The sequence below is a fragment of the Anaeromyxobacter dehalogenans 2CP-1 genome, assembly GCF_000022145.1.
Taxonomy (GTDB): Bacteria; Myxococcota; Myxococcia; order Myxococcales; family Anaeromyxobacteraceae; genus Anaeromyxobacter; species Anaeromyxobacter dehalogenans.
This window is the reverse complement of sequence record NC_011891.1, coordinates 2,207,754-2,227,049: the sequence shown is the minus strand read 5'-3', so window position 1 is coordinate 2,227,049 and position 19,296 is coordinate 2,207,754. Positions and strand designations below refer to the sequence as shown.

General features: G+C 73.1%; 20 protein-coding genes. 2 read left to right on the top strand and 18 right to left on the bottom strand.

The annotated features are described in order from the left end of the window. Window positions 1-10: 10 nt before the first annotated feature. The 4 genes from A2CP1_RS09895 to hemA all read right to left on the bottom strand — a co-directional run bounded on the left by A2CP1_RS09895 (window position 11) and on the right by hemA (window position 4,241). Complete coding sequence (locus A2CP1_RS09895) at window positions 11-1,153, bottom strand: sigma-54 dependent transcriptional regulator (RefSeq protein ID WP_245530031.1); 1,143 nt, start codon at window positions 1,151-1,153, stop codon at window positions 11-13. Continuing rightward, window positions 1,153-1,395, bottom strand: a complete 243-nt coding sequence (locus A2CP1_RS23740; RefSeq protein WP_245530030.1) for a response regulator — start codon at window positions 1,393-1,395, stop codon at window positions 1,153-1,155. Before A2CP1_RS23740 ends, A2CP1_RS09895 begins: the two co-directional genes overlap by 1 nt. Continuing rightward, on the bottom strand, window positions 1,392-2,900 hold the full coding sequence (locus tag A2CP1_RS09890) for a sensor histidine kinase (RefSeq protein ID WP_012525927.1): 1,509 nt from the start codon (window positions 2,898-2,900) through the stop codon (window positions 1,392-1,394). Before A2CP1_RS09890 ends, A2CP1_RS23740 begins: the two co-directional genes overlap by 4 nt. Window positions 2,901-2,972: 72 nt before the next feature. Next, window positions 2,973-4,241, bottom strand: coding sequence for a glutamyl-tRNA reductase (gene hemA / locus A2CP1_RS09885; RefSeq protein ID WP_012525926.1), 1,269 nt, complete (start codon window positions 4,239-4,241; stop codon window positions 2,973-2,975). Window positions 4,242-4,798: 557 nt separating this feature from the next. On the opposite strand from hemA, the gene A2CP1_RS09880 reads away from it, so the two are divergent. Together A2CP1_RS09880 and A2CP1_RS09875 are read left to right on the top strand one after the other, a co-directional pair. After that, window positions 4,799-5,227, top strand: coding sequence for a hypothetical protein (locus A2CP1_RS09880; RefSeq protein WP_012633214.1), 429 nt, complete (start codon window positions 4,799-4,801; stop codon window positions 5,225-5,227). 56 nt (window positions 5,228-5,283) lie between these two features. Beyond that, on the top strand, window positions 5,284-5,703 hold the full coding sequence (locus A2CP1_RS09875; protein WP_012525924.1) for a hypothetical protein: 420 nt from the start codon (window positions 5,284-5,286) through the stop codon (window positions 5,701-5,703). Between the two features lie 327 nt (window positions 5,704-6,030). Here A2CP1_RS09875 and A2CP1_RS09870 read toward each other — a convergent pair whose 3' ends face one another. The 14 genes from A2CP1_RS09870 to A2CP1_RS09805 form a co-directional block, all read right to left on the bottom strand. After that, complete coding sequence (locus tag A2CP1_RS09870) at window positions 6,031-6,687, bottom strand: response regulator (protein WP_012525923.1); 657 nt, start codon at window positions 6,685-6,687, stop codon at window positions 6,031-6,033. Beyond that, window positions 6,684-8,672, bottom strand: a complete 1,989-nt coding sequence (locus A2CP1_RS09865; RefSeq protein ID WP_012633213.1) for a sensor histidine kinase — start codon at window positions 8,670-8,672, stop codon at window positions 6,684-6,686. The genes A2CP1_RS09870 and A2CP1_RS09865 overlap by 4 nt, the downstream gene beginning before the upstream one ends. Continuing rightward, a complete protein-coding gene (locus A2CP1_RS09860) occupies window positions 8,669-9,229 on the bottom strand; it encodes a hypothetical protein (RefSeq protein WP_232288419.1) in 561 nt (186 codons plus the stop codon). Before A2CP1_RS09860 ends, A2CP1_RS09865 begins: the two co-directional genes overlap by 4 nt. An 8-nt stretch (window positions 9,230-9,237) precedes the next feature. Beyond that, entirely contained in the window at window positions 9,238-10,230 is a 993-nt protein-coding gene (locus A2CP1_RS09855; RefSeq protein ID WP_012633212.1) for a M56 family metallopeptidase, read from the bottom strand. Continuing rightward, entirely contained in the window at window positions 10,208-10,933 is a 726-nt protein-coding gene (locus A2CP1_RS09850; protein WP_011421053.1) for a formate dehydrogenase subunit gamma, read from the bottom strand. The genes A2CP1_RS09855 and A2CP1_RS09850 overlap by 23 nt, the downstream gene beginning before the upstream one ends. Then, window positions 10,930-11,955: a cytochrome c3 family protein gene (locus A2CP1_RS09845; protein ID WP_245530029.1), complete on the bottom strand. Its 1,026-nt coding sequence runs from the start codon at window positions 11,953-11,955 to the stop codon at window positions 10,930-10,932. Before A2CP1_RS09845 ends, A2CP1_RS09850 begins: the two co-directional genes overlap by 4 nt. Window positions 11,956-12,518: 563 nt before the next feature. Next, a complete protein-coding gene (locus tag A2CP1_RS09840) occupies window positions 12,519-13,223 on the bottom strand; it encodes a glycine cleavage system protein H (RefSeq protein WP_012633210.1) in 705 nt (234 codons plus the stop codon). Window positions 13,224-13,332: 109 nt separating this feature from the next. Then, entirely contained in the window at window positions 13,333-13,671 is a 339-nt protein-coding gene (locus A2CP1_RS09835) for a c(7)-type cytochrome triheme domain-containing protein (RefSeq protein WP_012633209.1), read from the bottom strand. Between the two features lie 17 nt (window positions 13,672-13,688). Then, window positions 13,689-14,411, bottom strand: coding sequence for a glycine cleavage system protein H (locus A2CP1_RS09830; protein WP_012633208.1), 723 nt, complete (start codon window positions 14,409-14,411; stop codon window positions 13,689-13,691). Between the two features lie 12 nt (window positions 14,412-14,423). After that, window positions 14,424-15,635, bottom strand: a complete 1,212-nt coding sequence (gene nrfD, locus A2CP1_RS09825; RefSeq protein WP_012633207.1) for an NrfD/PsrC family molybdoenzyme membrane anchor subunit — start codon at window positions 15,633-15,635, stop codon at window positions 14,424-14,426. Then, on the bottom strand, window positions 15,628-16,530 hold the full coding sequence (locus tag A2CP1_RS09820) for a 4Fe-4S dicluster domain-containing protein (RefSeq protein ID WP_012633206.1): 903 nt from the start codon (window positions 16,528-16,530) through the stop codon (window positions 15,628-15,630). Before A2CP1_RS09820 ends, nrfD begins: the two co-directional genes overlap by 8 nt. 96 nt (window positions 16,531-16,626) lie before the next feature. Next, window positions 16,627-16,845: a hypothetical protein gene (locus A2CP1_RS09815; protein WP_011421060.1), complete on the bottom strand. Its 219-nt coding sequence runs from the start codon at window positions 16,843-16,845 to the stop codon at window positions 16,627-16,629. Between the two features lie 447 nt (window positions 16,846-17,292). Beyond that, a complete protein-coding gene (locus A2CP1_RS09810) occupies window positions 17,293-18,687 on the bottom strand; it encodes a sigma-54-dependent transcriptional regulator (protein WP_012633205.1) in 1,395 nt (464 codons plus the stop codon). Then, the gene (locus tag A2CP1_RS09805) at window positions 18,687-19,229 is read right to left on the bottom strand and encodes an archaemetzincin family Zn-dependent metalloprotease (protein ID WP_012525912.1); all 543 of its coding nucleotides are present in this window, start codon (window positions 19,227-19,229) and stop codon (window positions 18,687-18,689) included. The genes A2CP1_RS09810 and A2CP1_RS09805 overlap by 1 nt, the downstream gene beginning before the upstream one ends. Between the last annotated feature and the right edge of the window lie 67 nt (window positions 19,230-19,296).

Here is a 19,296-nt window from a genome sequence, read left to right as displayed (position 1 = left end):
AGGGCCGGCGCTACGCCATGCCGTGCTTCTTGAGGCGGTAGCGGAGCGTGTCGCGCGACACGCCCAGCAGGCGCGCCGCCTTGGACTGATTGCCGCTGGCGCGCTCCATCGCCTCTGCGATGAGCTTGCGCTCCACGTCGTCGAGCACCAGCCCCTCCCCCGTGACCTGCGGCACCAGCTTCTCCGGGCGCTTCCCGCCGGGGGCGGCCGCCTTGCGCAGCTCGGGCGGCAGGTGCTCGGGCCGAATCTCGTCGGCGCCGGCGTGCAGGATGAAGGCGCGCTCGATCACGTTGCGCAGCTCGCGGACGTTGCCGGGCCAGTGGTACGCCTTGAGCAGCTCCATCGCCGCCGGCGCCACGCCCTTCACCTGCCGCTTCATCTCCTGGTCGAAGCGCGCGACGAAGTGGGCGGTGAGGATGGGCACGTCGTCGAGGTGCTCGCGGAGCGGCGGCACCACGATGCGCACCACGTTGAGGCGGAAGAACAGGTCGGCGCGGAAGCGCCCCTCCGCCACCCGCTCCTCCAGGTTCACGTTGGTGGCCGCGATCACGCGCACGTCGGCGCGGAGCTCCTGCACCCCGCCCACCCGGCGGAAGGTCTTGTTCTCGAGGAGCCGGAGGAGCTTGGCCTGGCCGCCGGGCGGCAGGTCGCCGATCTCGTCCAGCATCACCGAGCCGCCCTCCGCGGTCTCGAACAGGCCGCGCTTCTGGGCGTGCGCGTCGGTGAACGCGCCGCGCTCGTGGCCGAACAGCTCCGACTCGAGCAGGTGCTCGGGGAGCGCGGCGCAGTTCACCTGGAGGATGGGCTTGTCCGCGCGCGCGCTGCGGAAGTGGATGGCGCGCGCCACCACCTCCTTGCCGGAGCCGCTCTCGCCCTCGATCAGCACGGTGGTCGTGTCGCTGCCGGCCAGGCGCGAGATCATCGAGCGCACCTGCTCCATCGCCGCCGACGAGCCCACCACCACCTCGAGCGCGCTCGCGCCGCGCTTGTCGCTGGTGAGCGTGGCGATCTGCCGGCGGGTGCGCACGTTCGCGAGCGCGCGCTCCACCGCCTCGTCGAGCTGCTGGAACGGGAACGGCTTCACCAGGAAGTCGATGGCGCCGTGCTTCATGGCCTCCACCGCGATGTCCACGGTGGAGTGCGCCGACATCATCAGCCCGCCACCTCGGGGTGGAGCGACAGCGCGCGCTGCAGCGTCTGGACGCCGTCGATCCCCGGGAGGCGCACGTCGAGCAGCATCACGTCGGGCGGGGTGGCGGCGACCATCTCCAGCGCCTGCTCGCCCGACTCCGCCGAGAGGACCTCGTAGCCGCCGCGCTGCAGCCGCTCCGCCACCGACCAGCGGATGAGCTTCTCGTCGTCCACGACGAGGATGCGGGCCGGGGTGCTGTTCATGCGGCGTGCTCCGGGGCGCGCTGGGGCCGCGCCTGTTGCAGCGTCACGGTGAAGGTGGTGCCGCCCTCGGGCGGGCAGCGGTAGCCGATGTGGCCCCCGTGCTCCGCCACGATGCGCGCGGAGATGGCGAGCCCGAGCCCGTTCCCCTCGCGCTTGGTCGTGAAGAACGGCTTGAAGATCTGGGCGCGGAGGTCGGCCGGGATGCCCGGGCCGGTGTCCTCCACCTCGACGCTCACGGTGCCGTCGCCGGCGCGGGAGCGGACGGTGAGGCGCCCGCCGCGGCGGGTCGCGATCATCGCCTGGCAGGCGTTCAGGCAGATGTTGAGGAACACCTGCTCGAGCTGCGACGGGTCGGCCAGCACCGCGGGGAGCCCGGGCGAGAGCTCGGGGACCAGCTCGAGCGTGCCGTCGCGCGACTGCTGGCGGATGAGGAACAGCACCTTCTCGAGCGTGGCGTTCACGTCGGTGGAGCGGAGCTTCGCCTTGGCCGGGCGGGCGAAGCTGAGCAGGCTCTCCATGGTGTGCGTGAGCCGCCGCACCTGGTGCTGCATCTCGGTGACGATGTCGGAGTGGCGCGCGTCGTCGGAGAAGTCCTCGGCGAGCAGCTCCAGCGCGCCGGACAGCCCCGCCAGCGGGTTCTTGATCTCGTGCGCCAGGCCGGTGGCGATCTCGCCCACCGCGGCGAACCGGTCGGCCCGCACCATGCGCTCGCGGTAGAACGCCTCCAGCTCGGCCTGGCTGCGCCGCAGCGCCGCCAGCGTGGCGTCGAAGCCGCGCGCCGCCACGCCCAGCTCGTCCGGGCGCCCCTCGTCGGCCCGCACCGAGAGCTCGCCCGCCTCGGCCCGGCGCATCACCGTCACCAGCCGCTGCAGCGGGGTCACCGCCTCGCGGCCCAGCAGCCAGAGCAGGATCCCGAGCAGGCACACCAGCGCGGCCCCGGCGGACAGCGACAGCGTCTTGGCGAGCTGCGCCTGCGCCTCCAGCACCGGCTCGCGGGTGAAGCGCAGGTCGAGCCAGCCGTTCACGTGGCTCTGGGTGCCGTGACAGCGCGCGCAGGACTCGGCGTTGACGATGGGCTGGAGCACCGCGTACTCGGCGTCGTTGCCGCCCGGCCCCACCACCACGGTGGTGCCCTCGACCCGGTTCACCTCGGACCACGGCACCCGCCCCAGCAGCGCCGGGCTGGTAGAGATCGAGATGTAGCCGTTCGGCGCGATCAGGCTGGCGGAGAGCAGGTCGCTGCGGTGGGCCACCAGGGCCTCCAGCAGCGTGCTCACCTCGCGCGGCTTCCCCGAGAGCATCACGTTCGACACGCCCGAGGAGACCATGGTCGCGAACAGCTCGGCCCGGTCCTGCCGGCCGCTCTCGATGTCGGCGCCGTAGAAGTGCACGGCGGCGGCCACCATCGCGGAGAGCGTCACCGCGAACAGCAGCGCCGTCGGCACCAGCACGCGCGCGCGCATGCTGGAGTCCAGGCTCCGGTAGCTGCGCTCGAGCAGGTTCATGCGGTCGGCCCGTGAGACAACGCGCGCCAATATCTCAGGAATTCCGGGCCTGGGGAAGGCCCGACCTCCCCGCTAGGCGGCGTCGCCCCGGGCGGCCGGCGCCGCGGACAGGTCGAAGATCTGGACGGCGGCCGCGACCAGCGGGTCGTTGGCCCCGCCGTCGCACACCGCCTGGCGCAGGCGCGTGCTGGGCGCGTGCAGGATCTTGGAGACGATCGAGCCCGCCATGGCGTCGAGCCGCTTCGCGAGCTCCGGGTCCTCGCCGAGGCGGCGGAGCGTGCGCTCCACCTCCTCGCGCGCGATGGCGCTGGCGCGGCTGCGCATCTCCTGGATGAGCGGCGCGGCGCGGCGCTCGGCCTCGGCGCGCGCGAACTTCTGCACCTCCTCGTCGGCGATCCGCTCGGCGTGCTGGGCCGCCTGGGCGCGCTCGGCCATGGCGGCCTTCATCACGCGATCGAGGTCGTCGACGTCGCACAGGTAGACGTCCGGCAGCGCCCCGGTCTCGGCGGGGATGGCGCGGGGGACGGCCAGGTCGACCATGACGATCCGCTTGCGGCGGGCGTGCAGGATGCGCTGCATGACGGCCGGGGCCAGCGCCGGCGGCGCGGCCGGCGCGGCGGACACCACCACGTCGGCGCGCAGCAGCTCCTGCTCCAGCGCCTCGAGCGGTCGGGCCTCGCCGCCCACCTCGGCGGCCAGCGCCTCCGCGTTCGCGAGCGTGCGGTTCAGCACCACCACCGAGGCGCGCTCGTCGCGCATGTGCTGGGCGGTGAGGCGGGCCATCTCGCCGGCGCCGATCACCGCCACGCGGCGCCCGGCGAGCGGGCCGAGCACCTTGCTGGCGAGCGCGGCCGCGGCGTTGCCCCAGGACACGCCGGCGCGGCCCACCGCCGTCTCGGTGCGGACGCGCTTCGCGGCCGCGAGCGCGCGGGAGAGCACCGAGGCGAGCTCCTTGCCGGCGGCGCCCGCCTCGGCGGCGCGGTGGAACGCGTCCTTCACCTGGCCCAGGATCTGCGGCTCGCCCAGGATGGCGGACTCGAGGCTGGAGGCGACGCGGACGAGGTGCCGGAACGCCTCCTCGCCCTGGAGCTCGAACAGCGGGAGCGGGCGGCCGGCGCGCGCCTCCATCGCGTGGCGCAGCGACAGCTCCGCGGCGGCGGGGCAGCGGGCGGCCGCGAAGATCTCCACGCGGTAGCAGGTGGAGACGATCGCGACCTCGTCCACGCCGTCGAGCGCCTGGAAGGCGGTGAGCGCGTCCAGCAGCTCCTCCGACGGCAGCGCGAGGACCTCGCGGTCTGCGACGGTGGCGCCCTTCTGGTTCAGCCCGACTGCGACGAGCACGAGGCGCTCCTTTCGGGAACGGGCGGCATGCGAGCAAGCGGCGTGCCCCACGAGATCGTGCAGGATTTCAGCATCGGCGCGCCCCGGAGCGCGCAAGGGTTGCGCCGGACCAGGGCATGGGTCCCCGCCGGCGAAACCGCTGCGGGCCCGCCGGGAGCCCGGGGGATCCCTCGATCCTGCGCGCAACGTCGCAGGGTTAGCTCCTCGAGTGGACCTCCTCGCGCCACCGCGCCGCACCGCCTCCCCAGGTCCGCATTGGTTCACGGCTGGGCGTGCGCCGCCACCCGGCGCGGCGCCGCCTCCGGCGCGCCGGCCCGCGCGCCGGCGCACATCGGGAATCCGCCCGACCCCGTCTCCGGTGTCCGCGCCCGCGGCGCTCGGGCCCGCGCGGCCGCCGGCCCCGGTGCCCGCGCCGGCCCGTCCCCGGCCTCGCGCCCCCGCCCGCTCCGGCGCCGCGCCGGTCCCCGCCCCGGACTCTTTCCCGCGCGGCTCGGGCATCGTCCCAATTTCTTCGCCGCTCGATTGGCGAGACATTGCCAATCGAAAGGAGCCAATCAATGGCCAACACGTTCAAGAGCGGCAGCGCGGTGCAGAGCGGTTACTACCTCAACCTCTCCCGGTGGGCGATCGAGCCGGTCGCGAAGGACGGCGAGCGCCTCCCGCAGGGCAAGGGCGAGTGGCGGCGGATCCCGGTGGCCCTGGCGCTGGTGCTCACCCCGGTGCTCGGCGCGACGTTCCTGATGTTCATGCCGGTCATCGGCTTCGTGCTGCTGGCGCAGGCGGTGGCGATGCGCGCGGTCCGCACCTTCCGCGGCCCCGCCGAGGAGCTGGCCGCCACCATGAGCCCCGGCTGGCAGCCCGGCGAGGCGCACTTCACCGGCAAGTCCCCGGAGAACGGCGGCGTCGAGGAGAAGGGGCCGTCGGCGCGCGACGAGAAGCTCGAGGCGCTCGAGAAGGAGATCGAGGAGAAGCGGCGCCAGAGCTGAGCGGCGCGGTCCACCGCGGTCCCACGGTCGACGGAGCGGCACGGAAGGAGACGGTCATGGCCAAGTACACGGGCGGAGCGAACGTGAAGGGCGGCTACTACTGGAACCCGAGGGCGTGGGCGGTCGAGGTGGTCCCGTCGGAGGGCGGGCGCCTCCCGGGCAGCGGCGCACGGTTCGTGAAGGTGCCGTTCCCCCTGCTCCTGGTCGTGGTGCCGGTGCTCGGGGCGCTGTTCCTGATGTTCATGCCGGTGATCGGGTTCGCGCTCCTGGTGCACGCGGTGGTGAAGAAGGTGACCGGCGGGGTGAAGGAGGGCGCGGCCGACCTCGCCGCCACCGTCCACCCCGGGTGGCGGCCCGGCGAGGCGCACTTCACCGGCAAGCCCGGCGAGGAGGAGGAGAAGGCGCCGGGCGCCGCGCCGACGAAGGAGCTGAAGGCGCTCGAGGACGAGATCGCCCGCAAGCGCGGCGACGAGTAGCGGCGGCGGGGTGGGGACCGGGGCCGGCGGCATTGCCGCCGGCCTCTTCCTTTGGGAGTGTGGGTCGGGTGGGGCCATTCCCCCACGCGGCCGACGGGATGGGTGAACCCACCCAGGAGCGCCGGGGCGCCTGTCGCTTAACCCACGGATCTTCCGGGGGTCGAGGCCTGCGCCAGGTGCACCGGCGCGGGCACGGCACGTGCTACCTGCCGTGGCTGGAGAACGGCAGCACTCTGGGAGGGGGGCTGCGGTTCTTCACCCGATGCGGGCAGCTTCCGGTGGGGGCCGGCGGCTGCGCCGCATCTCTTCGTTGCGGCCCGCGACGCGCTACTCGTCCACGCGGATCACGCCCTTGCGGATCGCGAAGCGGACGAGCTCGGTGCGGTTGTGGACCCCGAGCTTCTCCATCACGTGCTCGCGGTGGCTCATGGCGGTCTTCACGCTGATGCCGAGGACGTCCGCCACCTCCTTGTTGCTCCGCCCCTCGGCCACCAGCTTCAGCACCTGCTTCTCGCGGTCGGTGAGCGACTCGTAGGGATCCGCCTCGCCGGGCGCCGCCGGGCCGGCCTCCTCCATGGCGGTGCGCGCGACCTCGGGGTCGAGCACCAGGCCTCCCCGGTGGACCGCGCGGACGGCGTTCGCGAGCTCGGCGCCGGCGGACTTCTTGAGCACGTAGCCCGACACGCCGGCCTTGAGCAGGCGGCGGACGTACTCGCGATCCTCGTACTGCGAGAGGATCAGGATGCGCGCGCGCCGCCCCAGCTTCTTCAGCTGGAGGCTGGCCTCGATGCCGCCCAGCCCGGGCATGGCGATGTCCATCAGCACCACGTCCGGATCGAGCCGCTCCACCTGCTCCAGCGCCTGCATCCCGTCGGCGCCCTCGCCGACCACCTCGATGTCGGGCTGGAGCTGGAGCAGCGCACGCACGCCCTCGCGCAGGATGGCGTGGTCGTCCACGATGACCACCCGGATCTTGTCGCTCACGTTCCCCTCCCCTCGGCGTCCGCGTCCGCTCCGGCGGCGGCGGGGCCCGGCTCGGTCGTGGCGCGCGGCACCGGGATGCGCACCTCGACGCGGGTGCCCTTCCCCGGCGCGGACTCCACCGTGGCGCTGCCGCCCAGGATCTCGGCGCGCTCGCGGATGCCCATGAGGCCCCAGGAGCGCCGCCCCTCGCGGCGCGCGACGGCCTCCGCGTCGAAGCCTCGCCCGTCGTCCTCGATGTCGATGCGGAACACGTCGTCCTCCAGCGCGACCTCCACCAGCACCGCGGTCGCCTGGGCGTGGCGGGCGATGTTGCTCATCGCCTCCTGGCAGATGCGGAACAGCGCCGTCTCCATCTCGGGCGGCAGCCGCCGGTCCAGCTCCCCGAACTCGCAGCGCACCGACATGCCGCGCGTGCCGAGCTGGCGCTCCGCGTACCAGCGGATCGCGGACAGCAGCCCGAGGTCGTCGAGCACCGACGGGCGGAGGTCCAGGATGATGCGGTGCACGTCCTCCAGCGTGCGCACCGCCACCGCCTTCACCTCCTCGAGGCGCGGCGCCTTGCCGCCGCGCATCGCGTCCTGGGCCGCCTCGAGCCCCATGGCCAGCACCGCCAGGCTCTGGCTGGTCTCGTCGTGCAGCTCGCGGGCGATGCGCTTGCGCTCGTCCTCCTGCGCAGAGATGAGCTTGCGGAGGAGCTGCGCGCGGGCCTCGTCGCGCGCGGCGAGCTGGGCGTAGGCCTCGTTGAGCGCGTGCGTGCGCTCCTCCACCCGCTGCTCCAGCTCGGCGTTCACCCGCGCCACGTCGTCGAGCAGGCGCCGGAGCGCCAGGCGCATGCGATCCAGCGAGCGCCCCAGCCGCCCCACCTCGTCGGTGCCGAGGTCGGGGATGGACCAGTCCAGCTCGCCCCCGGCGATGCGCTCCGCCTCGCCGGTGAGGACGCCGATGGGCCGGGTCACGCTGCGCGCCGCGCCCCAGGCGAACGCCGCCGCGATGCCGAGGTGCGCCGCCAGGCCGGCCGCGACCAGCCACCAGGGCACGTCGCCCTCGGTCGGCAGCGCCTCGGCGGTGCGCTGCCGCACCACCACGCCCCACGGCGCCGCGGCCAGCGGCGCGAACACCATCAGCTCGGCCGGCGCCGCCGCCTTCACGCCCCAGTCGCCGTGGCACCCGTCGCAGCGCGCCGCCTGCGCCCGCTTGTCCTTCACCAGCTCGCCGAGGTGCGCCCGGCACTCGGTGCGGCGCCCGACCCGGGCCGGCACGGTGCTCGCGATGATGGTGCCGCCCGCGTCGATCAGCTCGGCGAAGCCGCTCTCCCCGCGGCGCAGGTGCTGCAGCACGCGATCGAAGCCGCGCCGCGACGGGTCGAACGTGCCGCCGGCGATCCCGATGATCTGGTTCTGCCAGCTCCGCACCGGGACGAGCTCGTGCACCACCCGCCCGCGCGCGCCCTGCTCCGCGCCGGAGAGGCGCGGCAGCCCGGTGCGCAGCACCTCGTCCACCACCGTGAGGTCGTCGGCCGGCGCCGCCGACCGCGGGCCGCCCGGCGCCTCCGCGAGCACGTTGCGCTCGGCGTCCAGCAGGTAGACGCCCTCGCGGTGGCGGAACTGGTGGTACGTGTCGGCCACCACGCGCCGCTCCTCCTCGAGGTCCGCGTTGCCCATGGTCTGGGCCACGCCGGAGGCGAGCCGCTGCAGCACCTCGAGGTCCTCGGTCAGCACGCCGTCGAAGTGCGTCGCCGCCATGGCCGCGGCGGACATGCGGCCCGCCACCACCCGTTCGTCGAGGGTGCGCGCCCAGTGGATCCCGGTCGCGCCCATGATGACGAGCGGGACGGCGATGCCGGTGGCCATCAGCAGATAGACGCGCCGGCGGATGCCGCCCGGCATGGCCGGGTGCGGCGCGGTCCGGTACGCCGCCGGGGCAGGCGGGGGCGCGGGCGGCACCGGCAGCGCGGGCGGCGCGCCGGCCTCGGGCCCGGGCCTCATCGGCCGCCTCCGGGGTGCGTGCTGTGGGCCATGTGGTACAGCTCGTCGAGGTCGCCGCGCGTGCGGAGCAGCACCGTCCGGCCGCGCTGCTCCCAGGCCAGCTCCTGCCAGGGCTGCCCCGCCACCAGCACCGCGGAGAGCGTCGCCGGGTACGAGCCCACCGTGGTGCGCTGGACGCGGAGCACGTTGCGATCGGCGAGCAGCGGCGCCGCGATCTCGGCGCCCTCCGCGGTGGACTGCAGGATCTGGACGGCGGGCGCGCCGCTGCGATCGACGACCGTGATGGCCGCGGACCCGCGGCGGCCACCGGCGAGCCGGATCTCCGAGGGCGGCCAGGCGAGCCGCTGCGGGAAGTAGCCGGGCAGCATCAGCATCGCGCCGAGCCGGCGCTCGGCCTCCTGCACGGTCGCGGCGTGGCGGACCGCGCTGCCCTCCCCGGCGATCCACCCGGGCAGCGCGCCGAGGGCGGCGATCACCAGCGCGGAGGTCGCGGCCACCCACACCAGCGCCGCGAGCATCCGCGCGAGCTCGAGCCCCGCCTCGCGCGCGCGCGTCACGCTCCCGGTCATACCACGAAGAACAGCAGGGCCGTCAGGGTGAGGGCCGCCAGCGCGACGCGCGCCGCCCCGAACGGCAGGCGCGGCGCCGGCGGCTGGAGCAGGCGACGGCAGCGCAGCTCGATGTCGCGTGAGCGCACGCGCGCGAGCGGCTCGGACAGCGCGGCGGCGAGCGGCAGCGTCCGGCGCACCGGCGGCGGCCCGGCGGTGGCGCGGTGGAGCTTGAGCAGGCCGCTGGCGAGCGCGAGGCGATCGCCGCACGCCTCCGCGGCGCTCTCGTCCGCGAGCCACTCGGCGTCGCGGGCCAGCGCGCGCGAGACCACCTGGAACGCCGGGTTGAAGCCCATCACCACGCGCGCCAGCAGCACCACCCAGCTCGCGGCGGGATCGCGGCGGGCCAGGTGGGCGAGCTCGTGGGCCAGCGCCGCGCGCAGCTCGGCCGCGTCGAGCAGGCGCAGCGCCCCGCGCGAGAGCACCACCGCCGGCCTGCGGATGCCGGTGCAGAACAGGACCGGCGCGCCGCGCTCGATCCACAGCAGCGAGGGCACGCGCGTGCCGAGGCGGGCGGCCAGCTCGGCCAGCGTGGCGCCGAGGCGCGCGGCGGTCTCCGGGTCCGGCACCGCGCGCGGCGGCGGCCGCGCGCGCCGCCTGCGGCACAGGAACGGCACCAGGTCCATGAGCAGCAGCGCCAGCCCGATGGTCGCCAGCCCGCCCACGAACCACTGGTACATCCCGGTCCCGAGCAGCCGCACGTCGGCCCAGCGGCGGCCGACGAGCAGCGCGCCGCCCTCGCGGAACGCGTCGCCGGCCCGCACCGGGAACAGCAGCACCAGGGCCGGAAACAGGACCAGCGGATAGCCCAGGGCGGTGAGCCGCAGGGCGATCCGCTGGCCGGGGTCGCGCACTCGCCAGGTCCGCACCAGCGCCTCCACGAACAGCGAGGCGACCAGGGTGTGGAAGATGGCCTGCGCGAGGACGTCAGCCCACGTGGCGCTCGTCATGCGACGAGGCGTGGCCGCCGTGCTCCGCGGGCGGCGCCCGCCCCTCGATGCGCGCGAGCTCGAGCGGGTGCTCGTGCTCGTAGCGCTCGCGGCTGACCTTGCCGGTGAACATCGACGTGTCGAACGGGAACACGTCGGGGCTCAGGTGCGCGTTGAACACGTGCCAGATGGTGATCACCAGGAACGCCATCAGGCCCTCGTTCGAGTGGGCCACCTTGGCGGCGGGGATCACCTCGCCCGGGAGCAGCGACGCGACGGTCACCGGGAAGAACAGGATGAAGCCGGTGAGCACCATGATGACGTTGCCGAACACCAGGCCCCAGTACTCGAACTTCTCCTTGTACGTGTACCGATCGTACATCGGGTGCTTGTCGGTCACGCCCAGGTAGTACTTGAGCTGGAGGATGGCGTCCTCGAAGTCCTTCTTCGACGGCACCATCGTGAAGCCGATCTTCTTCGAGAGCATCGCGGCGATCGCGTTCGCGAAGTGGATCACCGTGGACGCCGCCAGGATCAGGCCGCACACGCGGTGGACCCAGCGCGCCACGTCGATGCCGCCGAACACGCCGACCACCGCCTGCGACCAGCCGGCCGTGTAGAACTTCTGCGGCAGGCCGGTGAGGCAGAGCAGCACGAACACGAGCATCGTGATGAAGTGCTCGATCCGCTGCTGCAGGTTGAAGCGGACGATGTAAGCGCTCATCGGTTCACCACCACGCGCCAGAGGTGCAGCGCGATCTGGAGCACGAGCCCGCCCACCATGAACGGGATCAGCATCTTGTAGAAGACCTGCACGCCCCACACGAGCGGCGCCTTCTGCGGCGTGGGCTCGTAGTGCGAGAGCCAGGCCTTCGGGAAGCTCGCGCTGGCGCCCTCGTGGCACTTCGCGCAGGTCTTCTGCAGGTTGGCCGCCATCACCGTGGACGACGGGTCCTTGGACGACTGGATGTCGTGGACGCCATGGCAGTCGGTGCAGACCGCGGCGAGGCGCGCGTCCGGCGCGTTCTTCTGCTTGCGCTGGAGCGTCGCGGCCATGCCGTGGAAGTCGGAGAGGTAGGTCGACACCACCTTGCTGGAGAGGCCGTACTTCGACATCAGCTTCTCGTCGGTGTGGCAGCGCCCGCAGATCTCCGGGGTGCGCATGGCGAGCTGGCCGTCGCGCGGGTCGGTGGTGTCGTGGGCGCGGTGGCAGTCGGTGCACACCGGCACGTCGGGGCTGCTCTCCGCCGCGCGGCCGTGCACGCTCTTCGCGTAGACGTCCGCCTCCTCCGCGTGGCAGCCCGAGCACATCTTCGAGATGCGCGTGCGCGGCTGGCCCGGCCGGGAGATGTCGTGGGCGCCGTGGCAGTCCACGCAGAGCGCGGCCTTGTCGTTGCCCTTGGCCATCACCGCGTAGTGAACGCCGTCGAGCGTCTTGGTGTAGTTCGCGAAGTGGCAGCCCTTGCACTGCTCGTAGTAGGCGCGGGTCACGTCGCGGCGGGTCTTGAACTTCAGCTCGCCGGTGGCGTGGTCGCTGGTCTTGTCGGTGTGGCACTCCGTGCAGCGGAGCGCCTCGCCGTGGACCGACTTCGCGAACGCGTCCTGGTCGACGTACAGCGAGAGCTTCTCGCCGCTCGGGAGGTCGAAGGTCTGGCTCGGGTCGCTGTGACAGCCGAGGCAGTCCTCCTGCTCGGCCGGGATACCCGCCCAGGCTGGGTTCGCGGCGAACGCGAGGAGGAGGGGCAACAGGCGTCGGATCATTTGCACACCCTGGAGGAGTCGGTGCGTCAATCCGTGACAGCCACGGATTGCGCCACTTCCTACCAGGGGGCGGGCGGATTGTCCAACGCCTCCGGCCGGATAAGCACGCGTGAATTCAGCACGAATTGATCTGGATTCATCCGGTCGAGATGCGGCGCAAGAATCGCGGCGTCCGCACACCTCCCCCGCGCCTCGCGCAACCGCCGACGATTCTGCGCCGGGCCCGGGGAGGATTGACGTCCATCAACCGGGTCCGCAATGCCTCCCCCGGATCGCCTGCGCGCAATCGCGCACCGCCCGCCCGCGCGCCTGCGCCCTCGCGCGCACCTCGGACGCAATCCCGCAGATTGCGGCGGGATCGGATCGCCGCGCGCCCCCGCCCCGGCCCGCGGCGCGCTCGCCGCCGACGCCGGCGCGCGCGCCGCGCGGGCGGCCGTGACCCGTGCGGCCGCGCGCCGCACCCGGTCTCACGCCCGCTCGCGCCCGCGCGCGCCCGCGAAAGTCGTGCGTGGGGCGGCCGATCGCCGCACCCGCCGCGAACGCGGCCCTCACGGCCGCAGGAACGCCTGCGTCAGGGCGGCCCATCCCTCCTCGCCGACCAGCCACGGCGCGGGCGCGACCAGCGTCCCGCCGTCGGCCGCGGCGAAGCCGAGCTGGTGCTCGACGAAGTGGTTCCAGCGCTGCGCCTCGCGCCGCATCCACGACTCCGCGGCGCCGGCGCGCGGCATCGACGCGTAGGCCTCGTCCGCCGGCGCGAGCGCGACCAGCCAGCCGCGCCCGTAGCCGTCGCGCTTCACCAGCGCCGGGTCGCGCACCACCGAGACGTTCACGCCCACCACCGTGCCGTCCACCGGCGCGGGGATCTCCAGGGCGCGCCCGCCGCCGTGCAGCGTGGCGATGGTCTCGCCGCGGGCCACGCGCGTGCCCGGCCGCGCCAGGTCCACCGCCGTGACCGCCGGCATCAGGCGCTGCGCGATGCCGTCGAGGCCGAGCTCCACCGCGCGGCCGCCCGGGCGCCGGTGCAGCCAGAGGTGGCCGGGCGCGTAGAACAGGTCCGGGCGGAACGGCACGCCGTCCACGTCGCGGATCCCGAGCGCCCGCTCGCGCCGCTCGGCGCGCCCGCGCACCACCAGCGCGATGATCAGCGCCGGGACGACGATGACCGCCACCATCGCGAGGAAGAGGCCGAACCGGGCCAGGATGCCGAGGGTGAAGACGCCGATCGACTGGAGGACCTCGAGAACGCTCTGCATGGCTTCCTCCCGACTGCGAGCCCGCGCCCGTCACCGGGCGCCTGCATCGACCCGCGCCTGCGGTCCCCGGCCCGGAGCGAGTGGGCCGGGGACCGCCGACGCGCCCCCCTCACTGCGCGTGGCACATGGTGCAGTCGTCGAACCCGAACGCCTGCTTGCCGTGGCACGCCCCGCACGACTCGCCCTTCTCCATCGCGGCGTGCGTCACCGCCTGCTTCTTCTCCTTGGCCGAGCGGCCGAGGATCCCGAACCGGCGCGGGTGGCAGGACACGCAGTCCGGCTTGGCCGAGTCCACGTGGCTGTCGTGCCGGAACGTCACCTGGCCCGGGCTGTCGCCGCCCTGCGGGAGCGGGAGCTCCGGAGGCAGGTTCGGGAGGTCGCCCGCGAGCGCGCTGCCGCCCAGCAGCAGCCCGGCCAGCGCACCGCACCACGAGAGCTTGAGCGTCATGGCTGTGATCTCCGTTCTCAGGTCAGGAAGAAGGTGCGCGCCATCTCGTCCCAGTCGTCGCCGGCCAGCGCGCGGCCGATGCCGTGGATGGGCACGCCGCCGTCCTGCAGCACGCGGCCGAGCTCGGGGCTCATCCGCATGGCGAGGCGCTCGGACGCGTCCTCCAGGAACCGGTTGGCGGCGCTGTCGGTGAAGAGCTGGCGGAGGTTCGCGGCGAGGCGGGGCGCCTTCACCTTGAACAGCCAGCCGGCGCCGTACGGATCCTCGACGCCGTCCGTCCGCTCGCGCGCCGCCGCGTTCACCGCCACCACGGTCCCGTCGATGGGCGAGAGCATCGGGACGCTGCGCTCGCCGTCGCCGAGCTCGAGCGCCGGCTCGCCCTGCGCGACCTTGGCGCCGACGCTGGGCAGCTCGACCCGGGCCGGCCCCACCAGCTTGTGGGCGAAGTCGTCCACGCCGACCGCCACCAGGCCGTCGGACTCCAGGCGCGCCCAGGTGTGGCCGGGGTGCAGGTGCACGCCGGCGGGCACCTGGAACCAGCCAGCCACCGCGGGCCGGGCCGCGATCGGGTGGGCCGCGGGCGCCACCGCGGGGACGCGGGCGGGGGCGCGGACCTCGGCCGCCGCCGGCTTGCCGCCCTGGACGTAGCGCCAGAACGGGATGAACATCAGCAGGTAGGCGATCCCGAGTCCGTACTCGAGGAGCTTGGCCGGATACACGGAGAGCAGGTCGTAGGCCATGGCTTCCTCCTTTCAGTGCTCAGCGGGGAACGCCGGGTCCCCACGCAGGATGGGCATGCGGTTGACGATCCAGCGGTACGCCAGCACGCCGATGGTGACGAGGGTGATGGACACCCAGATCTCCATCCAGCTCGGCACGTACCGGTCGACCCGGTTCCAGTTGAACGCGATGACCGAGATGTTCAGGCGGTTCAGCACCACCCCGAGGACGCCGATCACCGAGGCCGCCCGGATGAGCTTCACCTTGCGGTTGCGCGCGCCGTAGGCGAACACCAGCGAAGGCAGCAGCACGAAGCCGACGACCTCGACCAGCCACCAGGCGCCGTAGCCGGTGGCCAGGTAGCCCCAGCTGTGCCCGTCCACCACGCTCTGCAGCTTCAGGAAGAAGTAGGCGAACATCACCACCGCCGCCGCCTTCCCGAGGCCGATGGTCAGCTTGTCGACGTCGACGTGGTGGTCGGCCCGGGTCTGGAAGATCCGGTGCGAGAGCGCGCTCTCGAAGATCACCATGTTGAGGCCGGCGATGATCGCGCTGACGAAGAAGAACACGAAGATGTAGGGCGTGTACCAGAGCGGGTGGAGCTTGGTCGGCGCGAGCAGGAAGAGCGAGCCGAGCGCCGACTGGTGCATGGTCGAGAAGATGACCGAGAGCACCGTGAGGGCGATGAGCGTCTTCTTCATCACCGAGTGGATGCGCTTCCAGCCGAGCCACTCGAACATCGGCACGGTGAACTCGAGCAGCAGGACGGTCGTGTAGCACATGACGCACCACGCGACCTCGAACAGCACCGAGGCGGTCCCGAAGTTGAAGAGCGCCATGATGATGTTCCAGGGGCGGCCCAGGTCGGCGAGCAGGCCGATGACCGCCATCACGTAGCCGAGGAAGGCGGTGAGGATCGCGGGCCGCTCGATGCCGTGGTAGTCCTTCAGCCCGAACAGCTGCACCGCCGAGCCGATGGTGAACCCGCCGGCGGCGAGCACGATGCCGGTCATCATGTCGAAGCCGATCCAGAGGCCCCACGGCGCCGACTGCGACAGGTTCGTGGTGGCGCCCAGGCCCGCCGCGAAGCGGTAGACGAGCAGCGGCACGCCGATGATGAGGATGAACGTCGCGACGGCGTTCGTCGGCGTGAGCTGGGCGCGGAGGTACTCCTTCAAGCTCATCCCGAGCAGGATCTTCTCGCGGACGAACGAGTGCTGGGCGACCGCGGTGGCGTTAGCCATGGTGCTCCTCCTTCCCGTTCGACGGCTCCGACTCGGCGTTCTTGATCTCCTCGCGCCGGTTGGAGAACGCGTAGATGCCCATCAGCAGCGGCGGCCAGAGCGTCATCACGAACGGCGGCACCGACAGCGCGCCGGAGGCGAGGTCCGGGATGGGCCGCTCGGGGACGTCGGTCCGGAACGCGAGCTGCTCCATGTCGACGTCGGTGATGTACAGCCAGCTCGTCCCGCCGGCCTCGTGCTCGCCGTACACGTGGTGCACGTAACGGCCGGGGTTCGTGTAGATGCGGGTCTTGGCGGCCTCGAGGAGCTCGCTGCGCTTCCCGAAGGTGAGCGCGCCCGAGGGGCACACCTCGGTGCACGCCGGCTTGAGGCCCTTCGCCTGCCGCTCTGCGCAGAAGCTGCACTTGCGCACGCGCGGCGCGTTCGAGCCGTACTCGTACTTCGGCACGTCGAACGGGCAGGCGATCATGCAGTACCGGCAGCCCATGCAGCGGTTCGGGTTGTAGACCACCGGCCCCTCGGGCGACTTGGACATCGCCTTGACCGGGCACGCCGAGGCGCAGCCCGGCGCCAGGCAGTGCATGCACTGCTTCTTCGCGAAGCGCTCGATGCCGGGGGCCTTCTCGGTGCGGTTCACCACCGTGAAGGCCTGCTCGTGCATGTCGCGCTTCTGGTCGAAGACGTTCGCGTCCTCGGGCGGCGGCGCGAGGTGGTTGGCCTCGGCGCACGCCGCCTCGCACGCGCGGCAGCCGACGCAGAGGGTCGTGTCGACGAGCACGCCTGGCCCGTCCTCCGCCGCCCCGTGCGCCGCTGCGGCGGCGGTCGCCGCCGACGCGCCGGCGGCCCCCGCCGTCACTGCCGCGATCTTGAAGAACCCTCTGCGTCCGATCTTCATGGTTGTCTCCGCGCGGGTGCGGCTAGCTGTGCGCCGCGACGAGGTTCATGGTCCCGAGCACCGCAACTCCGACCACCATCACGACGAATGCGAACATCATGGCGTCGCTCCTTTGGGCCCTGCGGGTGAGGGATGGGAGTCCGCGTCGGCCGACCGTTCCGCACGCTCGAGCGCCTCGCGGAAGAGCGGGCAGGTCTTGAATGCCTCGCCTTCGCAGGTGCTCGCCGTGGTGACCCGGTCGATCGGCACGAGCTTCTTCACCGGGTAGGCCCGGCAGAACACCATCGAGACCTCTTTCAAGTACGGGCAGGTCATCTGTCGCCGTCCTCCCGCGGATCCCTATGGCAAGGCGCGCGCCAGCCGGGGCGCGGCGGCGCGCGCGCGCGAAGAGCGGCGTGTTCACGGTGGGTTACGCTCGCGGTGCGGCGTGCGCCGGCGCGCGGCGCGGACCCCCGGGCTGTCGAGTTCCTCAGCGCCCCTCCACCGGGACGGGGTGCGACCGCTCGTGATCACGCGGGCTTGCGGTGCCGGCGGCCCCGGTGGAGAGAACCTCGACGGTGCGGAGGAACTCGACGTGGCAGCCGGTCGCAGCCGGTGCGCGGCGGGCGCGGGGGCGCGGCAGGATCGCGCGGGCGCTTCACCAATCGTGACTTCACCCTGCGCGGACGCGGCGTCGCGCCGCCGTGCGCGGGGGCGCGGGCGGTCCGGCGGGGCAGCGGCGGGGGTGGCGCGTGCGCGCGGGGGCGCGGGCCGGCGCGCCGGTCAGCGCGCGCCGGTCTCGCCGTCGCGGGACGGCTCGTCCTCGCCGTCCCGGCGCAGCCCCCACTTGCGCATCTTGTTGTAGAGGGTGACCCGGTCGATGCCGAGGATGCGCGCCGACTGGCTCACGTTGCCGCCGGTGTGCGCCAGGACCGCCGAGACGTGGCGCCGCTCCACCTCCTCCAGCGAGGCGAGCGTGCCGGGCCGCGGCGCGGTCTCCGGCTTCCCGGGGAGGCCCAGGTCGGCGATCTGGATCACCGGGCCGGTGCAGACCACCGCGCCCCGCTCCAGGATGTTCCGGAGCTCGCGCACGTTGCCGGGCCAGTCGTGCGCCATGAGCGCGCTCATCGCCTCGGAGGAGACGCCGTCGATCCGCTTCTTCATCTCCACCGACAGCCGCTCCACGAAGCTCTCCACCAGGAGCGGGACGTCCTCGCGCCGGTCCCGCAGCGGGGGGATGAGGATGGGGATGACGTTGAGCCGGTAGAACAGGTCCTCGCGGAACTTCCCCTCCGCCACCGCGCGCTTCAGGTCGCGGTTCGTGGCGGCGATGATCCGGACGTCCACGTCGACGCTCTCGTTGCCGCCGATGCGGTGGAAGCGCCGCTCCTCCAGCACCCGCAGCAGGTCGAGCTGCAGCTTGGGCCCGATGTCGCCCACCTCGTCGAGGAACAGCGTGCCGCCGTGGGCGGCCTCGAACTTGCCCTTGCGGCGGGCGATCGCGCCGGTGAACGCGCCCTTCTCGTGCCCGAACAGCTCGGACTCGAGCAGGCTCTCGGTGAGCGCGGCGCAGGAGACCGCCACGAACGGCCCCTCCGCCCGCGGGCTCTCCTGGTGGATGGCGCGCGCCAGGACCTCCTTGCCGCTGCCGGACTCGCCCAGCACCAGGATGGTGGAGTTGGAGCGGGCCGCGGTGCGCGCCAGCTCGAACACCGACTGCATGGCCGGGCTCTTCGAGAGCAGGTCGCGGAACTTGTACTCGCGCTTCAGCGCCTGGCGCAGGACCGCGTTCTCCCGCACCAGCGTCTGCTGGGAGACGATCTTCTGCATCATCAGCGACAGCTCCTCGGGATCGAACGGCTTCACGAGGTAGTCGTAGGCGCCCAGCTTCATGGCCGCGACCGCGGTGTCCACCGTGGCGTAGGCGGTCATGATCACGACCGCCAGCTCGGGCAGGAGCTTCTTCGCCTCCTCCAGCACCTGCAGGCCGTCCATCCCCGGCATCTTCAGGTCGACGATGAGGATCGACCAGCGCTCCCCCTTGAGCTTCTCGACCGCGGCGAACCCGTCCGCCGCCACGTGGACGGAGTAGCCGTCCTTCTCGAGCCAGCCGCCCAGCGACTCGCGGACGATCTCCTCGTCGTCCACCACCAGGATGCGCGTTCTCTCGTTGGACATCACCTGGGACCTCCGGCCTGCAGCTCCTCGAGCCTGCGTCGGCACTCGGAGCAGAGCTCCGGCATCTTCTCGTCCACGTTGCGAACGCCCGACGAGCGCGCCATCACGCACACCGGCGTCGCGCAGTGCAGCAGGCCGAACGCGTGCCCGACCTCGTGCACCGCCTCCTTGGCGAGCCGCTCCAGCAGCAGCTGCGGCCCGATCAGCTCGACGTCCTCCAGCAGCCGCGCGGTGGAGACGACCGCCGCGCCGCCCCCGAGCTGCCCCTCCCCGAACACGTAGGTGAGGATGGGGATGAACAGGTCGCGGTCGGTCACCCCGAGCACCTTCCCGGCGCCCGGCCCCGCCTCCAGCAGCCATTTCAGGATCGCGCCGGAGAGGTGCTGCTTGCGCTTCGGGTCGTAGGCGTGGCGCGGGCGCTCCGGCGAGGTCCACTCCTGCACCGGGCGCCCGAAGGCGCGGGCCAGGTGCAGCGCGGCGTGGTCCAGCAGCGCCCGGTCGGGCGCCGCCTCGCCGATCCACCAGATGAAGATCGGGTCCATTCATTCGATGCCCTGGGCGCGCCGCCGACGCGCGCCCCCGGAACCCGCCCTGGTCCGCCCGCCGCCG

Excerpts from the sequence above, each read along its gene's own strand:
- A2CP1_RS09820 (WP_012633206.1), bottom strand. The coding sequence starts at position 16,530 with ATGAAGATCGGACGCAGAGGGTTCTTCAAGATCGCGGCAGTGACGGCG.
- A2CP1_RS09830 (WP_012633208.1), bottom strand. The coding sequence starts at position 14,411 with ATGGCCTACGACCTGCTCTCCGTGTATCCGGCCAAGCTCCTCGAGTAC.
- A2CP1_RS09805 (WP_012525912.1), bottom strand. The coding sequence starts at position 19,229 with ATGGACCCGATCTTCATCTGGTGGATCGGCGAGGCGGCGCCCGACCGG.
- A2CP1_RS09850 (WP_011421053.1), bottom strand. The coding sequence starts at position 10,933 with ATGAGCGCTTACATCGTCCGCTTCAACCTGCAGCAGCGGATCGAGCAC.
- A2CP1_RS09840 (WP_012633210.1), bottom strand. The coding sequence starts at position 13,223 with ATGCAGAGCGTTCTCGAGGTCCTCCAGTCGATCGGCGTCTTCACCCTC.
- A2CP1_RS09810 (WP_012633205.1), bottom strand. The coding sequence starts at position 18,687 with ATGTCCAACGAGAGAACGCGCATCCTGGTGGTGGACGACGAGGAGATC.
- A2CP1_RS09835 (WP_012633209.1), bottom strand. The coding sequence starts at position 13,671 with ATGACGCTCAAGCTCTCGTGGTGCGGTGCGCTGGCCGGGCTGCTGCTG.
- A2CP1_RS09880 (WP_012633214.1), top strand. The coding sequence starts at position 4,799 with ATGGCCAACACGTTCAAGAGCGGCAGCGCGGTGCAGAGCGGTTACTAC.
- A2CP1_RS09875 (WP_012525924.1), top strand. The coding sequence starts at position 5,284 with ATGGCCAAGTACACGGGCGGAGCGAACGTGAAGGGCGGCTACTACTGG.
- A2CP1_RS09815 (WP_011421060.1), bottom strand. The coding sequence starts at position 16,845 with ATGACCTGCCCGTACTTGAAAGAGGTCTCGATGGTGTTCTGCCGGGCC.
- A2CP1_RS09895 (WP_245530031.1), bottom strand. The coding sequence starts at position 1,153 with ATGATGTCGGCGCACTCCACCGTGGACATCGCGGTGGAGGCCATGAAG.
- A2CP1_RS09865 (WP_012633213.1), bottom strand. The coding sequence starts at position 8,672 with ATGAGGCCCGGGCCCGAGGCCGGCGCGCCGCCCGCGCTGCCGGTGCCG.
- A2CP1_RS23740 (WP_245530030.1), bottom strand. The coding sequence starts at position 1,395 with ATGAACAGCACCCCGGCCCGCATCCTCGTCGTGGACGACGAGAAGCTC.
- A2CP1_RS09890 (WP_012525927.1), bottom strand. The coding sequence starts at position 2,900 with ATGAACCTGCTCGAGCGCAGCTACCGGAGCCTGGACTCCAGCATGCGC.
- nrfD (WP_012633207.1), bottom strand. The coding sequence starts at position 15,635 with ATGGCTAACGCCACCGCGGTCGCCCAGCACTCGTTCGTCCGCGAGAAG.
- A2CP1_RS09855 (WP_012633212.1), bottom strand. The coding sequence starts at position 10,230 with ATGACGAGCGCCACGTGGGCTGACGTCCTCGCGCAGGCCATCTTCCAC.